The sequence below is a fragment of the Pseudomonas sp. P8_229 genome, assembly GCF_034008635.1.
In the GTDB taxonomy this organism is placed as follows: Bacteria; Pseudomonadota; Gammaproteobacteria; order Pseudomonadales; family Pseudomonadaceae; genus Aquipseudomonas.
Map to the genome: position 1 here is coordinate 1807005 of NZ_CP125378.1, position 14146 is coordinate 1821150.

At 61.3% G+C, this 14146-nt stretch carries 12 protein-coding genes and 1 other RNA gene; all 13 read right to left on the bottom strand.

Features of this window, described 5'->3' with window-relative positions; all coding sequences use genetic code 11:
• Positions 1-3 precede the first annotated feature (3 nt).
• A complete protein-coding gene (locus QMK55_RS08090) occupies positions 4-978 on the bottom strand; it encodes a D-alanine--D-alanine ligase (protein WP_102356596.1) in 975 nt (324 codons plus the stop codon).
• Positions 975-2435, bottom strand: coding sequence for a UDP-N-acetylmuramate--L-alanine ligase (gene murC / locus QMK55_RS08095; protein ID WP_102356595.1), 1461 nt, complete (start codon positions 2433-2435; stop codon positions 975-977). The genes QMK55_RS08090 and murC overlap by 4 nt, the downstream gene beginning before the upstream one ends.
• On the bottom strand, positions 2428-3498 hold the full coding sequence (murG, locus tag QMK55_RS08100; RefSeq protein ID WP_320329015.1) for an undecaprenyldiphospho-muramoylpentapeptide beta-N-acetylglucosaminyltransferase: 1071 nt from the start codon (positions 3496-3498) through the stop codon (positions 2428-2430). Before murG ends, murC begins: the two co-directional genes overlap by 8 nt.
• The gene (gene ftsW / locus QMK55_RS08105; RefSeq protein WP_102356593.1) at positions 3488-4705 is read right to left on the bottom strand and encodes a putative lipid II flippase FtsW; all 1218 of its coding nucleotides are present in this window, start codon (positions 4703-4705) and stop codon (positions 3488-3490) included. The genes murG and ftsW overlap by 11 nt, the downstream gene beginning before the upstream one ends.
• Positions 4702-6048, bottom strand: coding sequence for a UDP-N-acetylmuramoyl-L-alanine--D-glutamate ligase (murD, locus tag QMK55_RS08110; RefSeq protein ID WP_102356592.1), 1347 nt, complete (start codon positions 6046-6048; stop codon positions 4702-4704). Before murD ends, ftsW begins: the two co-directional genes overlap by 4 nt.
• A 5-nt stretch (positions 6049-6053) precedes the next feature.
• Positions 6054-7136, bottom strand: coding sequence for a phospho-N-acetylmuramoyl-pentapeptide-transferase (mraY, locus tag QMK55_RS08115; protein ID WP_025109289.1), 1083 nt, complete (start codon positions 7134-7136; stop codon positions 6054-6056).
• Positions 7136-8503, bottom strand: a complete 1368-nt coding sequence (locus QMK55_RS08120) for a UDP-N-acetylmuramoyl-tripeptide--D-alanyl-D-alanine ligase (protein WP_102356591.1) — start codon at positions 8501-8503, stop codon at positions 7136-7138. The genes mraY and QMK55_RS08120 overlap by 1 nt, the downstream gene beginning before the upstream one ends.
• On the bottom strand, positions 8496-9959 hold the full coding sequence (locus tag QMK55_RS08125) for a UDP-N-acetylmuramoyl-L-alanyl-D-glutamate--2,6-diaminopimelate ligase (protein ID WP_102356590.1): 1464 nt from the start codon (positions 9957-9959) through the stop codon (positions 8496-8498). The genes QMK55_RS08120 and QMK55_RS08125 overlap by 8 nt, the downstream gene beginning before the upstream one ends.
• Positions 9959-11698 carry a peptidoglycan D,D-transpeptidase FtsI family protein gene (locus QMK55_RS08130; RefSeq protein ID WP_178082136.1) on the bottom strand — a complete coding sequence of 580 codons (1740 nt, stop codon included), beginning with the start codon at positions 11696-11698 and terminating at the stop codon, positions 9959-9961. Before QMK55_RS08130 ends, QMK55_RS08125 begins: the two co-directional genes overlap by 1 nt.
• Positions 11698-11991 carry a cell division protein FtsL gene (gene ftsL, locus QMK55_RS08135; protein WP_007956777.1) on the bottom strand — a complete coding sequence of 98 codons (294 nt, stop codon included), beginning with the start codon at positions 11989-11991 and terminating at the stop codon, positions 11698-11700. Before ftsL ends, QMK55_RS08130 begins: the two co-directional genes overlap by 1 nt.
• Entirely contained in the window at positions 11988-12935 is a 948-nt protein-coding gene (gene rsmH, locus QMK55_RS08140) for a 16S rRNA (cytosine(1402)-N(4))-methyltransferase RsmH (RefSeq protein ID WP_371859065.1), read from the bottom strand. Before rsmH ends, ftsL begins: the two co-directional genes overlap by 4 nt.
• Positions 12932-13387 carry a division/cell wall cluster transcriptional repressor MraZ gene (gene mraZ, locus QMK55_RS08145; protein ID WP_003205355.1) on the bottom strand — a complete coding sequence of 152 codons (456 nt, stop codon included), beginning with the start codon at positions 13385-13387 and terminating at the stop codon, positions 12932-12934. Before mraZ ends, rsmH begins: the two co-directional genes overlap by 4 nt.
• Before the next feature lie 401 nt (positions 13388-13788).
• An RNA gene (rnpB, locus tag QMK55_RS08150) (RNase P RNA component class A) lies at positions 13789-14142 on the bottom strand.
• Between the last annotated feature and the right edge of the window lie 4 nt (positions 14143-14146).

Consider the following 14146-nt stretch of genomic DNA (forward strand, 5'->3'; position numbering starts at 1 on the left):
GTCTTAACCTCGCGCCTCTTTATTACCGGAGCCTTCAACACTGGCGGCCAGAATGGCCAGGACCAGTTGCTGGAAATCCAGACCAGCCGCTTTCGCCGCCATCGGTACCAGGCTGTGATCGGTCATGCCCGGTGCGGTGTTCACTTCCAGGAACCAGAACTGCCCGTCGGCGTCCTGCATCACGTCCGCCCTGCCCCAACCGGCAATACCCAGCGCCTCACAGGCCTTGGCCGTGAGATCCATGAGTTCCTGTTCCTTGGCGGCATCCAGCCCGCACGGAATCCGATACTGGGTATCGTTGGCGATGTACTTGGCGTCGTAGTCGTAGAACGTGTGCGGTGTACCCAGGGCGATAGGAGGCAACACCTGGTCACGCAGGGTGGCGATGGTGAACTCCGGACCTTGAATCCATTGCTCGACCAAGACTTGCGAATCGTAGGTACTGGCCGCTTTCCATGCGTCGATCAACTCGGACGCAGAACTCACTTTGGCCATCCCGATACTTGAACCTTCATGCGCCGGTTTGACGATCAAAGGGAAGCCCAGTTCCGTCGCCGCCGAAATACAATCGGCTTCGCTGCACAGCACGGCGTGACGCGGCGTCGGAATCCCGAGGCTGTGCCAGACCTGCTTGGTACGCAGTTTGTCCATCGCCAGTGCCGAAGCCAGAATGCCGCTGCCGGTGTACGGAATACCCGCCACTTCGAGCAGGCCCTGCATGGAGCCGTCTTCACCGCCACGGCCGTGAAGAATGATGAAGGCGCGGTCGATCTTTTCGCTGAGCAGACGTTGCAGAATGTCGTCGCCAACGTCGATGCCGAACGCGTCCACGCCAGCGCTCTGCAGCGCGTCGAGCACGGCGTTACCGGATTTCAGCGAAACCTCACGCTCGGCACTCAGGCCGCCAAAGAGCACGGCGACACGGCCGAAGTCTTTCGGCGCGATCGTGGAGAACAGGTTGGCGTAGGCAGCAGTCATTTCAACTTCCCCTCGACCGACGCCGCCACGGCGCCAGCGAACAATTCACTTTTCAACAGCTTCGGCGCGAGACCGCCGATATCACCGGCGCCCTGGCACAGCAGGATGTCGCCGGCACGCAGCAGCGGCTTGACCAGTGGCGCCAGGTCGACACCGCGTTCGATGTAGATCGGGTCAAGCTGACCGCGCTGACGGATGCTGTTGCACAGCTTGCGGCTGTCGGCGCCCGGGATCGGCTCTTCGCCGGCCGGATAGACTTCCATCAGCAGCAACACGTTGGCATCGGCCAGTACATTGACGAAGTCGTCGTACAGATCGCGGGTGCGGCTGTAACGGTGCGGCTGGTAAACCATCACCAGACGGCGCTCCGGCCAGCCACCGCGTACGGCTTTGATCACCGCCGCGACTTCGGTCGGGTGGTGACCGTAGTCATCGACCAGCATCACGTTGCCGCCGTCCACCGGCAGTTCGCCATAGACCTGAAAGCGTCGACCAACACCCTGGAAGCCCGACAGGCCCTGGACGATGGCTTCATCACTGACGCCTTCGTCGGTGGCGATGCAGATGGTTGCCAGCGAATTGAGCACGTTGTGGTTGCCGGGCATGTTCACGGAAACATCCAGCGGCTCGCGGTCAGGACGCAGCACGGTGAAGAAGGTCTGCATGCCTTGCTGGCGAACATTGATCGCGCGCACATCAGCGTCTTCGCTGAAGCCGTAGGTCACGGTCGGACGCTTCACCAGCGGGAGGATTTCGCGCACCACCGGATCGTCCAGGCACATCACCGCCAAACCGTAGAACGGCAGGTTGTGCAGGAACTCGACGAAGGTTTTCTTCAGTTTGTTGAAGTCGCCGTCGTAGGTCGCCATGTGGTCGGCGTCGATGTTGGTGACCACGGCCACCAGCGGTTGCAGATGCAGGAAGCTCGCATCGCTTTCATCGGCTTCGGCGATCAGGTAACGGCTGGTGCCGAGCTGGGCATTGGTGCCCGCAGCATTCAGACGGCCACCGATAACGAAGGTCGGGTCCAGACCACCGGCAGCGAACACCGAAGCGATCAGGCTGGTGGTGGTGGTTTTGCCGTGGGTACCGGCGACGGCGATGCCGTGGCGATAGCGCATCAGCTCGGCGAGCATTTCGGCACGCGGCACTACCGGAATACGACGCTCAAGAGCAGTCGCGACTTCCGGGTTGGAAGTGTTCACGGCGCTCGACACCACCAGCACATCGGCGGTCGCAGCGTTCTCGGCACGGTGGCCGATGAAAATATGCGCGCCGAACGATTCCAGACGCTCGGTCACAGGCGAAGCTTTCAAGTCGGAACCGGAGACTTCATAGCCCAGGTTCAACAACACTTCAGCAATCCCGCACATGCCCACGCCGCCGATGCCGACGAAGTGGATGCGACGGATGCGGCGCATTTCCGGTTGTGGCATGGCTTTCTGATTCTCAACCATGGGCCACCTCCAGACAGGTATCGACCACGCTACGGGTGGCATCGGGTTTCGCCAGACGGCGGGCCGCTTGGGCCATATCTTCGAGTCGTTGCGGTTGCATCAAGACCTCTGTCAGGCGCGCGGCAAGGTCCGCGGCACCAGTCGTTCTTTGCGGCATCAGGAAGGCAGCGCCTTCACGGGCCAAATAATCGGCGTTGCGGGTCTGGTGATCGTCGATCGCGTGGGGCAAAGGCACCAGCATCGAGGGCAGACCGGCGGCAGCCAGCTCACTGATGGTCAACGCGCCTGCGCGGCACACCACCAGGTCAGCCCAGCCATAGGCCTGGGCCATGTCTTTGATGAACGGCTGCACCTGCGCATCGACGCCGGCGGCGCGGTAGCGCTCTGCAGTCACTTCATCGTGGTTTTTGCCAGCCTGATGAAACACTTCCGGGCGCAAATCGACAGCGACTTGGGCCAGGGCTTCAGGCAGCAACTTGTTCAACGGTTCTGCGCCAAGGCTTCCGCCGAGGATCAGCAAACGCGCTTTGCGACCGGCCAGAGCAGGTCGCGATGTTTCGAGGAACAGCTCGCTGCGCACCGGGTTTCCGGTGGTACGGCGGGTGTCCGACAGAGTAAAGGTGTCGGGGAACGCTTCACACACCCGGGCGGCGAACGGCACCAGCAACCGATTGGCGGTGCCGGCCACGGCGTTCTGCTCGTGAACGATCACCGGCACACCGGCCAGTTTGGCAGCGATCCCGCCGGGGCCGGTCACATAACCACCGAAGCCGACCACACAGACTGGCTTCAAGCGACGAATGACCGCCCGCGCCTGCCAGACCGACTTCAGCAACATGAACGGCGCCTTGAGCAGCGACAGCTTGCCCTTGCCACGCAACCCCGTGGCATTGATGCGATGCAATTCAAGACCTGCGGCCGGTACCAGATCGTTTTCGATCCCGCGTGGCGTGCCGAGCCAGTGCACGGTGTAGCCGCGCGCCTGGAATTCGCGGGCACAGGACAGCGCCGGGAACACGTGGCCGCCGGTTCCGCCGGCCATGATCAATACGTTAGCGCCCATGGTTCGGCTCCTCGGCGAAGTCGCTCTCATGGAACTCCATCTCTTCACTGCCCAGGTGGGTTCGACTCTCCCACTCGATCCTCAATAACAAGCCGAGGCAGGCACAGCAGATCACCAGGGAACTGCCGCCGTAACTGAGGAACGGCAAGGTCAGACCCTTGGTTGGCAGCAGGCCGACGTTCACCCCGATGTTGATCAGGAATTGGCCAATCCACAGGAACGACAGACCGTAAGCCACGTAGGCGGCGAAGAACTGCTTGGCCTTTTCGGCCCACAGCCCGATGTACATGCCACGAATACACACGAAGACGAATAGCGCGACGGTGCACAGCGAACCGACGGCGCCCAGCTCTTCGGCCAGTACCGAGAACACGAAGTCGGTGTGCGCTTCCGGCAGGTAGAACTGCTTCTGCACGCTGTTGCCCAGGCCAACGCCCAGCCATTCACCGCGACCGAAGGCGATCAACGCCTGCGACAACTGATAACCGGCGCCGAACTGGTCGGCCCATGGGTCTGCGAAGTTGGTCAGACGCGCCATTCGATAAGGCTGCATCTGAATCAGCAAGACCACGGCCCCGACCGCCAACACCACCATCAGCGAGAAGCGGAACAACCCGACCCCGCCAAGGAACAGCATCGCTGCCGCAGCGCCCATCATCACGACGGTGGCGCCGAAGTCCGGCTCCATCAGCAACAGGCCTGCCATCGGCAGCAGTACAATGAACGGCTTGAAGAAGCCCATCCAGCTCTCGCGCACTTCTTTCTGGCGACGCACCAGGTAACCGGCGAGGTAGATCACCACGAATACCTTGGCGATCTCGGATGGCTGCACGTTGAAGAAGCTGAAACCGATCCAGCGCATCGAACCGTTCACTTCACGGCCGATGCCCGGGATGATCACCATCACCAGCAAGCCAAAGGCACCGATCAGCATCAGCCAGCCAAGGCGTTGCCAGGTGGCGATCGGAATCATCATGGTGACGATGCACGCGCCCAGACCCAGCACGACATAAATAAGGTGGCGAATCATGTAGTAAAGCGCGCTGCCCGATTGCGCCGCCGCCACTTCGGTGGACGCCGAGGCAATCATGATCAGGCCCAGGCCCAGCAGCGCCAGGCAGCCGGCGAGCATCGGGAAGTCGAGGTCGATGCCACGGCCGGTGATGATCGGCGACGGGTACGGCTTGATGATATTGCGCAGGCTCATGCCAGATCCTCCACGGCGCGGACGAACTGGTGACCACGGTCTTCGTAATTCTTGAACATGTCGAAACTGGCGCAGGCCGGCGACAGCAGCACCACGTCGCCCGGCTGGGCGGCTGCGCGGCATTGTGCGACGGCGTCGACCAGCGAGGTCGCACGAATCAGCGGCACGGCGTCACCGATGGCCGCACCGATCTTGTCGGAGTCGCGGCCCATCAGGATCACCGCACGGCAGTTGGTTGCCACTGGTGCGCGCAAGTCGTTGAACTCGGCGCCCTTGCCGTCGCCACCGGCGATCAGCACGACCTTGCCGTCGATGTCCGCCCCCAGACCTTCGATGGCGGCCAGAGCGGCGCCAACATTGGTGGCCTTGGAATCGTTGTAGTAGCCGACGCCATCCAGATCGCGCAGCCACTGGCAGCGGTGTTCGAGACCGGTGAAGTTGCGCAGTGCCGCAAGCATTGCATCGAACGGCAGGCCGACCGCATGACCGAGCGCCAGTGCCGCCAGGGCATTGGACTGGTTATGGGCGCCACGAACCTTCAGTTCGCGCACCGGCATCAGGTTCTGGAATTCGAAGGCCAGGTATTTCTCGCCGTTCTCTTCACGCAGACCGAACGCCTTGAAATCAGGTTTGTTCAGGCCGAAGGTCCAGCATGGCTGACCTTCACCGATCAACGGACGGCTGAGGGCGTCCTGACGATTGACCACGAACTGCTTCGCCCCACGGAAGATCCGGTGCTTGGCCAGGTGGTACGCCGGCAGGCCGCTGTAGCGGTCCATGTGGTCTTCGCTGATGTTCAGCACGGTGGCCACTTCGGCGTTGAGCTGGTCGGTGGTTTCCAGCTGGAAGCTCGACAGCTCCATCACGTACAGCTCGACGTCGTCGCCGAGCAAGTCCAGCGCCGGCGTACCGAGGTTGCCGCCCACCGCGACGCGTTTGCCGGCCGCTGCTGCCATCTCGCCGACCAGGGTGGTGACGGTGCTTTTCGCGTTGGAACCGGTGATAGCCACGATCGGCGCCTGCGCGTTACGCGCGAACAGCTCGATATCGCCGGACATTTTCACGCCACGGGCTGCAGCGGCTTGCAGGGCCGGGGTCGCCAGCGCCAGACCGGGGCTCACGTAGAGCTCGTCGGCACGGCACAGGAATTCGACGTCCAGCTCGCCACAACGCACTTCCACGTGCGGATAGTCACGCTTGAGCGTGGCCAGTTCCGGTGGATTGTCCCGCGTATCGGCGACGGCAAACGACACGCCCCGGTTCGCCAGGAAGCGAACCAGGGACATGCCGCTCTTGCCGAGGCCGACAACGATGCGGAAGTGGTCAGAAGCGATCAGAGACACTCGTTCTACCTCAGCTTCAGGGTGGCAAGGCCGATCAGCACGAGAATCACGGTGATGATCCAGAAACGGACGATCACGCGTGGCTCGGGCCAGCCCTTGAGTTCAAAGTGGTGGTGAATCGGTGCCATGCGGAACACACGGCGACCGGTCAACTTGAAGGAAGCAACCTGGATAACCACGGAGAGGGTTTCCATCACGAACACACCGCCCATGATGAACAGCACGATTTCCTGACGCACGATCACTGCAATGGTGCCCAGTGCCGCGCCCAGCGCGAGTGCGCCGACGTCGCCCATGAACACTTGCGCCGGATAGGTGTTGAACCAGAGGAATCCGAGGCCGGCACCGATCAGCGCACCGCAGAACACGATCAGCTCGCCCGCGCCCGGCACGTAAGGGATCAGCAGGTATTCGGCGAATTTCACGTTACCCGACAGGTAGCAGAAGATGCCCAGACCGCCGCCGACCATTACCGTCGGCATGATCGCCAGGCCGTCGAGGCCGTCAGTCAGGTTGACCGCGTTGCTCGAGCCGACGATCACAAAGTAGGTCAGCACGATGAAGCCGGCGCCCAGCGGAATGCTGTAGTCCTTGAGCATCGGCAGGATCAGCGTGGTTTCCACCGGTGTGGTCGCGGTCATATAAAGAAAGATCGCCGCGCCCAGGCCGAACACCGATTGCCAGAAATACTTCCAGCGGCTTGGCAAGCCACGGGAGTTCTTCTCGATGACCTTGCGGTAGTCGTCGACCCAGCCGATGGCGCCGAACAGCAGGGTCACCAGCAGGACCACCCACACGTAGCGGTTGCTCAGGTCAGCCCACAACAGGGTGCTGACACCGATGGAGGACAGAATCAGTGCGCCGCCCATGGTCGGTGTGCCCGACTTGGACAGGTGCGATTGCGGGCCGTCATTGCGAACGGACTGGCCGATCTGACGGTTCTGCAGAGTGCGGATCATCCACGGGCCATAGCACAGCGACAAAACCAGCGCGGTCAGCACACCGAGGATCCCGCGCAGGGTCAGGTACTGGAAGACCGCGAAGCCTTTGTAGAACTGTTGCAGATACTCCGCTAGCAGCAGCAGCATTAATGTTTCTCCAGACTGGACCCGCACAGAGCCGCAACGATGTTTTCCATCGCTGCACTGCGCGAACCCTTGATCAAAATGGTGGTGTTTGTGTCCTGCTCGGCATCGAGGGCCTGGATCAGTTCGGCTTGCGTACCGAAGTGATGCGCCTCTTTACCGAATGCGTTTACGGCGTGAACCATGTTCGGTCCGACCGCGTAAAGCGCGGAAACCTTGCCCCGGGCGTACTCGCCCACGTCGCGGTGCCCCTGCTCCGCCCAGTCGCCCAACTCGCCGATATCTCCGAGCACCAGGACGGTGCGGCCGGAAAAGCCGGCGAGTATATCAACGGCAGCGCACATGGAGGTGGGGTTTGCGTTGTAAGTGTCATCGATCACGCGCATGCCGTTCTGCGCCAGTTGCGCGACGGTACGCCCCTTGACCGGTTGCACGGCGCCAAGCCCGGTGGCAATGCCGAACAGCGACACGCCCAGGGCGTGAGCGGCAGCGGCGGCGGCCATGGCATTGGCGACGTTGTGTGTGCCGAGCAGGTTCAACTGAACATGCTCGACACCTTCAGGTGTATGCAGGTTGAAGGCCGGGCAACCACGGGCATCGGAGCTAAGGTCGCTGGCGTAGAAGTCTGCCTGAGGGTTGCTCAGAGAGAAGGTCAGCACCTTGCGTGCACCGGCGCGAGCCTTCCAGATACCGAAGGCCTTGTCATCGAGGTTGAGCACGGCAACGCCATCCGCCGCCAGACCGTCGATGATCTCGCCTTTGGCTTCGACGATTTTTTCCGGACCGCCGAATTCACCGACGTGCGCGGTGCCGGCATTGTTCAGAATCGCCACGTGCGGTTTGGTCAGCCCTACGGTGTAGGCGATTTCACCCAGGCGCGAGGCGCCCAGTTCGATCACGGCCGCCGTATGTTCCGGGGCCAGTTCGAGCAGGGTCAGCGGTGCGCCCAGATCGTTGTTCAGGTTGCCGCGCGTGGCGAGCACGGCACCGCGGGTGCGCAGGATGCTCGCGAGCATCTCCTTGACCGTGGTCTTGCCGCTGGAACCGGTGATGGCAGCGACCGGCCGACTGAACGCGGCACGATTCAACGCACCCAACTGGCCAAGGGCCTGACGGGTGTCCTTGACCAGCAGTTGCGGCAAGGTGCTGTCGGGCACTTCGCGCTCGACCAGCGCCGCGACGGCGCCTTTGCCGGCAACGTCGTTCAGGTAATCATGACCGTCAAAACGCGGACCGGTCAGGGCAATAAACAGCTGACCTGGCTTGATCGCACGGCTGTCGATGCTGACGCCGTCGAAACTTGCATCGCTGCTGATCAGACGCGCGTCGAGCACGTTGATCAGTTCGCTCAATGTCAGGGCCTTAAGCATGGGCCACCTCCCATGCAGTGAGAGCATGATCGGCTTCGACCAGATCGGAGAACGCGTGGCGCTCACCGTTGATTTCCTGATAGTCCTCGTGACCTTTACCGGCCAGGACAATCACGTCATCCGCCGAGGCGCCAGCAATCAGCTGGGCAATGGCCTGACCACGGCCGGCAACAAAGGTGACTTTATCCACAGCGGTGAAGCCTGCGCGGATGTCATCAAAAATCACCGCAGGGTCTTCGGTGCGTGGGTTGTCATCGGTGACCAGCACGCGGTCAGCCAGACGCTCGACCACTTCGGCCATCAGCGGACGCTTGCCGCGATCGCGATCACCACCGCAACCGAACAGGCACAGCAACTGGCCTTTGACGTGAGGACGCAGCGCGCTCAGGACTTTTTCCAGCGCGTCCGGGGTGTGGGCGTAATCGACCACCACCAATGGCTGAGTACCGCCGCCCAGACGCTGCATGCGCCCGGCCGGGCCTTCGAGTTTCGGCAGCACCTTGAGAATTTCGTCGAGGGCATAGTCCAGACCGAGCAAGGCACCAACTGCCGCCAGCACGTTGCTCAGATTGAAGCGGCCGAGCAGTGTGCTGCGCAAATGGTGCTCGCCCTGCGGCGTCACCAGCGTAGCGCGCACGCCGTGATCATCGAACTGCGCTTCGCGGACATACAGATAGGCGCTGCTGTCGAGCAGGCTGTAGCTGATCAAACGCGACTCACGTTTTTCGGCGGCCAGTTGCCGACCGAAATCGTCGTCGAGATTGACCACGCGGCACTTCAAGTCACTCCAGGCGAACAGCTTGGCCTTGGCCTCGGCGTACGCCTCCATGGTGCCGTGATAATCCAGGTGATCGCGGGACAGGTTGGTCATCACCGCCACGTCGAACGCCAACGCGGTGACCCGGCCCTGATCCAGACCGTGGGAAGAAACTTCCATGGCCACTGCTTTGGCCCCGGCCTTTTTCAGGTCGGCCAGGGTCGCTTGCACGGCAATCGGGTTCGGTGTGGTGTGCAGGCCGCTTTCCAGCGCGCCGTAGAAGCCGGAACCCAAGGTACCGACGATGCCGCAATGCTGACCGAGCAGATCCAGCGCCTGCGCAACCAATTGGGTCACGCTGGTTTTACCGTTGGTGCCAGTGACGCCGATCAGGTTCAGGTGACGGCTTGGCTCGCCATAAAAACGCCCGGCAATGTCGGACAACTGCGCAGCCAGCCCCTTGACCGGAATCAACGGCACTTCAGTGATCGGCAGCACGGTGGCGCCTTCCACTTCATAGGCAACCGCTGCCGCGCCGCGCTGCAAGGCATCGGCGATGTGCGCACGGCCATCGAACTTGCCGCCAGGCACGGCGAGGAACAAATCACCCGCGCGTACGTTACGGCTGTCCAGCGCCAATTCACGGATCAACAGATCGTGGCCGGCGTGGGGGAATATCTTGTTCAGACTTAATGACATCAGCCGCGCCCTCCATTGGCTTTCAGCGGAACGGCCGGCGTAGCGTTGGCCTGTTGGGTGGTCGGCAGGTTGTCCGGCGTCACGTTCATCAGACGCAGGGTGCCGGACATCACACGGCTGAACACCGGCGCCGAAACCAGACCACCGAAGTAACCGGCCTTGGACGGTTCATCGATCACCACCACGATGGCGTAACGCGGATCGCTCATCGGGCCGAAACCGGCGAACAGCGAGCGGTAGGAGTTTTCGGCGTAGCCCTTGGTGCCCACCGAGGTTTTACGTGCAGTACCGGACTTGCCGGCCACGTGATACGCCGGCACCTGCGCACGGAACACGCCGCGCGGTGCTTCGATCACTTGGGTGAGCATGCCCTGCATGGTTTTCGCCACGGCTTCCGGCAAGACCTGAGTGGTCTGCGGCGGCTTGTCGGTTTTGATCAGGGTCAGCGGTGCGAGACGACCGTTGTTGGCCAACGCCGAGAATGCATGCACCAGCTGGATCGCGGTCACGGAAATACCGTAACCGTACGACAGCGTCGCGGTTTCAGCCTTGCGCCAGTCGCGGTAGTTCGGCAGGTTGCCGACACGCTCGCCCGGGAAGCCGAGGCCGGTGTCCTGGCCCAGACCGACTTTCTGCGCGAGACGGTAAATGGTTTCACCGCCGATATCGAACGCGACCTTACTCATGCCGACGTTACTGGAATTGATCAGAATACCGGTCATGTCCAGCACCGGACCTTCGCTCTTGGAAACGTCCTTGATCGTGTATTTACCGATCTGCAGCGTGCCCGGATACACCTCGACGGTGTCGGTCGGTTTCCAGCGCCCGGACTCGATGGCCGCGCTCATCGAGATCGCTTTCATGGTCGAACCCGGTTCGAACACGTCGATCATCGCGCGGTTACGCATCATCGCCGGTTGCAGGTTGCGACGGTTGTTCGGGTTGTAGGTCGGCTGGTTGACCATGGCGAGAATCTCGCCGGTCTTCACGTCCATGATCACCAGGCTGCCGGCCTTGGCGCCGTTCTCGATGATCGCGTTGCGCAGCTCGCGGTTGGCCAGGTATTGCAGACGCAGGTCAATCGACAACGCCAAGGGCTTGCCGGCCTTGGCGTTCTTGGTGACCTGGACATCCTTGATCAGCCGACCGCGCCGATCCTTGATGACCTGCCGTTTGCCCGGCACCCCGGCCAGCCATTCGTCGTAGGCCAGCTCGACACCTTCGCGTCCGTGATCGTCGATGTCGGTAAAGCCGACCATGTGCGCGGTGACTTCACCGGCCGGATAGAAGCGGCGGAACTCTTCGATGCCGTAGACGCCCGGCACTTTCAGGTCGAGCACGGTCTGGCCTTGCTCGGGGGTCAACCCGCGCACCAGATAAATGAATTCCTTGTTGGCCTGGGCCTCAAGGCGTTCGGCCAAGGCTTTCGGATCCTGCCCCAGCGCTGCCGCCAATGCCGGCCACTTCTCTTTGGCGGTCTGCATTTCCTTGGCGTTGGCCCACAGGGTGGTCACCGGGGTACTCACGGCCAAAGGCTCGCCGTTACGGTCAGTGATCAGACCACGGTGAGCCGGAATCGGAATGTGACGGAGACTGCGGGCGTCGCCCTGCCCCTTGAGGAAGTCCCGGTCAACCACTTGCAGGTCAATGATGCGCCAGCAGATCGCCGCGACCATGACACCGAGCAGTGCCACCATCAAACGGAAGCGCCACGGGAAAAGTGCCCCTTCGAGTTTCATCATGGCGCCACCATCTTCACGTCAGCCGCGCCCGGGATGTGCATTTTCAATTGTTCGGTGGCCAGCACTTCGATCCGACTGTGCGCGGTCCAGGTGCTTTGCTCGAGAATCAGGCGCCCCCACTCGGCCTGCGCCTTGTCGCGCACGCTGAGTTCGTTGTAAAGGGTGTTGAGCAACTGCCGGTTCCAGTGCGCGCTGTAAGACACGCCGATGGCCGACACGAGCACGCCGATAAACAGCAGCAGCATGAAAAAGCTGCCGCCCGGCAGAGGCTTGGCGAAAAGCTTGCTCACCGCAACTTCTCCGCGACACGCATGACAGCGCTACGGGAACGTGGGTTGGCTTTGAGTTCGGCGTCGGAGGCCGTCTGCGCTTTGCCATGGACTTTGATTTTCGGTTCGAACGCGACATGGCGAACCGGCAGGTTGCGCGGCAGGTTGTCGGCTTCGCCTTTCACCAGCTTGCGCATGAACAGTTTGACGATGCGGTCTTCCAGCGAGTGGAAGCTGATGACGACCAGGCGGCCGCCCACTTCCAGCGCATCCAGCGCGGCTTCGAGGCCGGTTTCCAGATCGCCCAGTTCGTTGTTGACGTGAATGCGCAAACCCTGGAAAGCACGGGTCGCCGGGTTCTTGCCCTTCTCCCACGCCGGGTTGGCGACTTTCAACACTTCAGCCAGATCGGCGGTGCGCTCGAACGGCTTGATATCGCGACGCTCGGCCACGGCACGGGCCATACGGCCGGAGAAACGTTCTTCACCGTATTCCTTGAACACCCGGGCGATTTCTTCCACCGGCGCGGTGTTGACGAACTCGGCGGCGCTGATGCCACGGGACGGATCCATGCGCATGTCCAGCGGGCCGTCGTTGAGGAAGCTGAAGCCACGCTCGGCGTCGTCAAGCTGCGGCGAAGACACGCCGAGATCCAGCAGGATACCGCTGACCTTGCCGGCCAGACCGCGCTCGGACACTTCCGAACCCAGCTCGGCAAAGCTGCGCTGCACAACGACAAAGCGGCCGTCTTCGGCCGCTAGCGTTTGCCCGGTGGCAATCGCTTGTGGATCTTTGTCGAATCCGATGAGCCGACCGTCCGGCCCGAGCTGGCTGAGGATCAACCGGCTGTGCCCGCCGCGTCCGAACGTACCGTCCAGATAGCAGCCATCAGGACGTACGGCGAGAGCCTCGACGGCTTCGTCAAGCAGTACGGTGATGTGGTTAAAGCCGCTATCAATAGTCACAGGATCAAATCACGCAGTTCGTCAGGCATGGCGCCCGGTTGTTGAATAGCAGCAAGGTCAGCGGCAGATACCGCGTTCCATGCATCCTCGTCCCACAGTTGGAACTTGTTCAGTTGGCCTACCAGCATCGCGCGCTTATCGAGCTTGGCGTATTCGCGCAGACGCGGCGGAACCAGAAAACGACCACTGCCATCGAGTTCGAGGTCGACGGCATTACCAATCAATAACCGTTGCAGGCGACGGTTCTCTTCTCGAAGCGAAGGGAGCGCGCGCAACTTGGTTTCAATAATTTCCCACTCGTCGAGCGGGTAAACGCACAAACATGGGTCAACGGCATCGATCGTGACGATTAATTGGCCGGAACTACGCGAAACGAGCTCGTCACGGTACCGGCTCGGCATGGCGAGACGGCCCTTTGCATCGAGACTGATAGCGTTAGCTCCGCGAAACACGTCAGCGTTTCTCCAATTTTTATCGTTTTGAGCTCAAAAAACCCACTTCATGCCACTTTCCGCCACTTGCGCACACTATAGGAATGCGCCCACCACACCGTCAAGGCGCGGATTAAAGGAAAAGCCTTACAGAACGGAGATTTAGGAGCTTAAAAGGAGGGGTAACGACAATTTGGCGGATACTTTTGACCAATAACTTGATGCAGCACGGATAGCTGCGCTCGAAAGTTAAAGTAATTTGTTAAGAGTAAGATTTTTTCGGTATTACAAAAGCGCTTCTGCTATTGATTGAAGCAAGGTGGGAAATGGCTATTACTGCATTTGCCGCTGCCGGACTTTAGCGCAGGCCTGCCGATAATACACAGCCCTGATGCCTTTGATTCAAGCAGGGAAAGAAAAAGGTGGAGAGTCGATCTGTAAGCCGGGTTCTGTCTTGAACAGTCATTCGTCTACGATGGCCATCACTGGACATCTTTAGCAACCTACCCGGTCCCAGCGCGGGCCACGCCTTGGGACCCTATTTGGTCTTGCTCCAAGTGGGGTTTACCTAGCCACGAACTGTTGCCAGACGTGCGGTGCGCTCTTACCGCACCTTTTCACCCTTACCGGCGCCGAAGCGCTTAGGCGGTTATTTTCTGTGGCACTTTCCGTAGGCTCACGCCTCCCAGGCATTACCTGGCACTTCGCCCTATGGAGCCCGGACTTTCCTCCCCCCCCTAATTTTCATAGAGGGCAGCGACTGTCCGATCGACTCTCCGC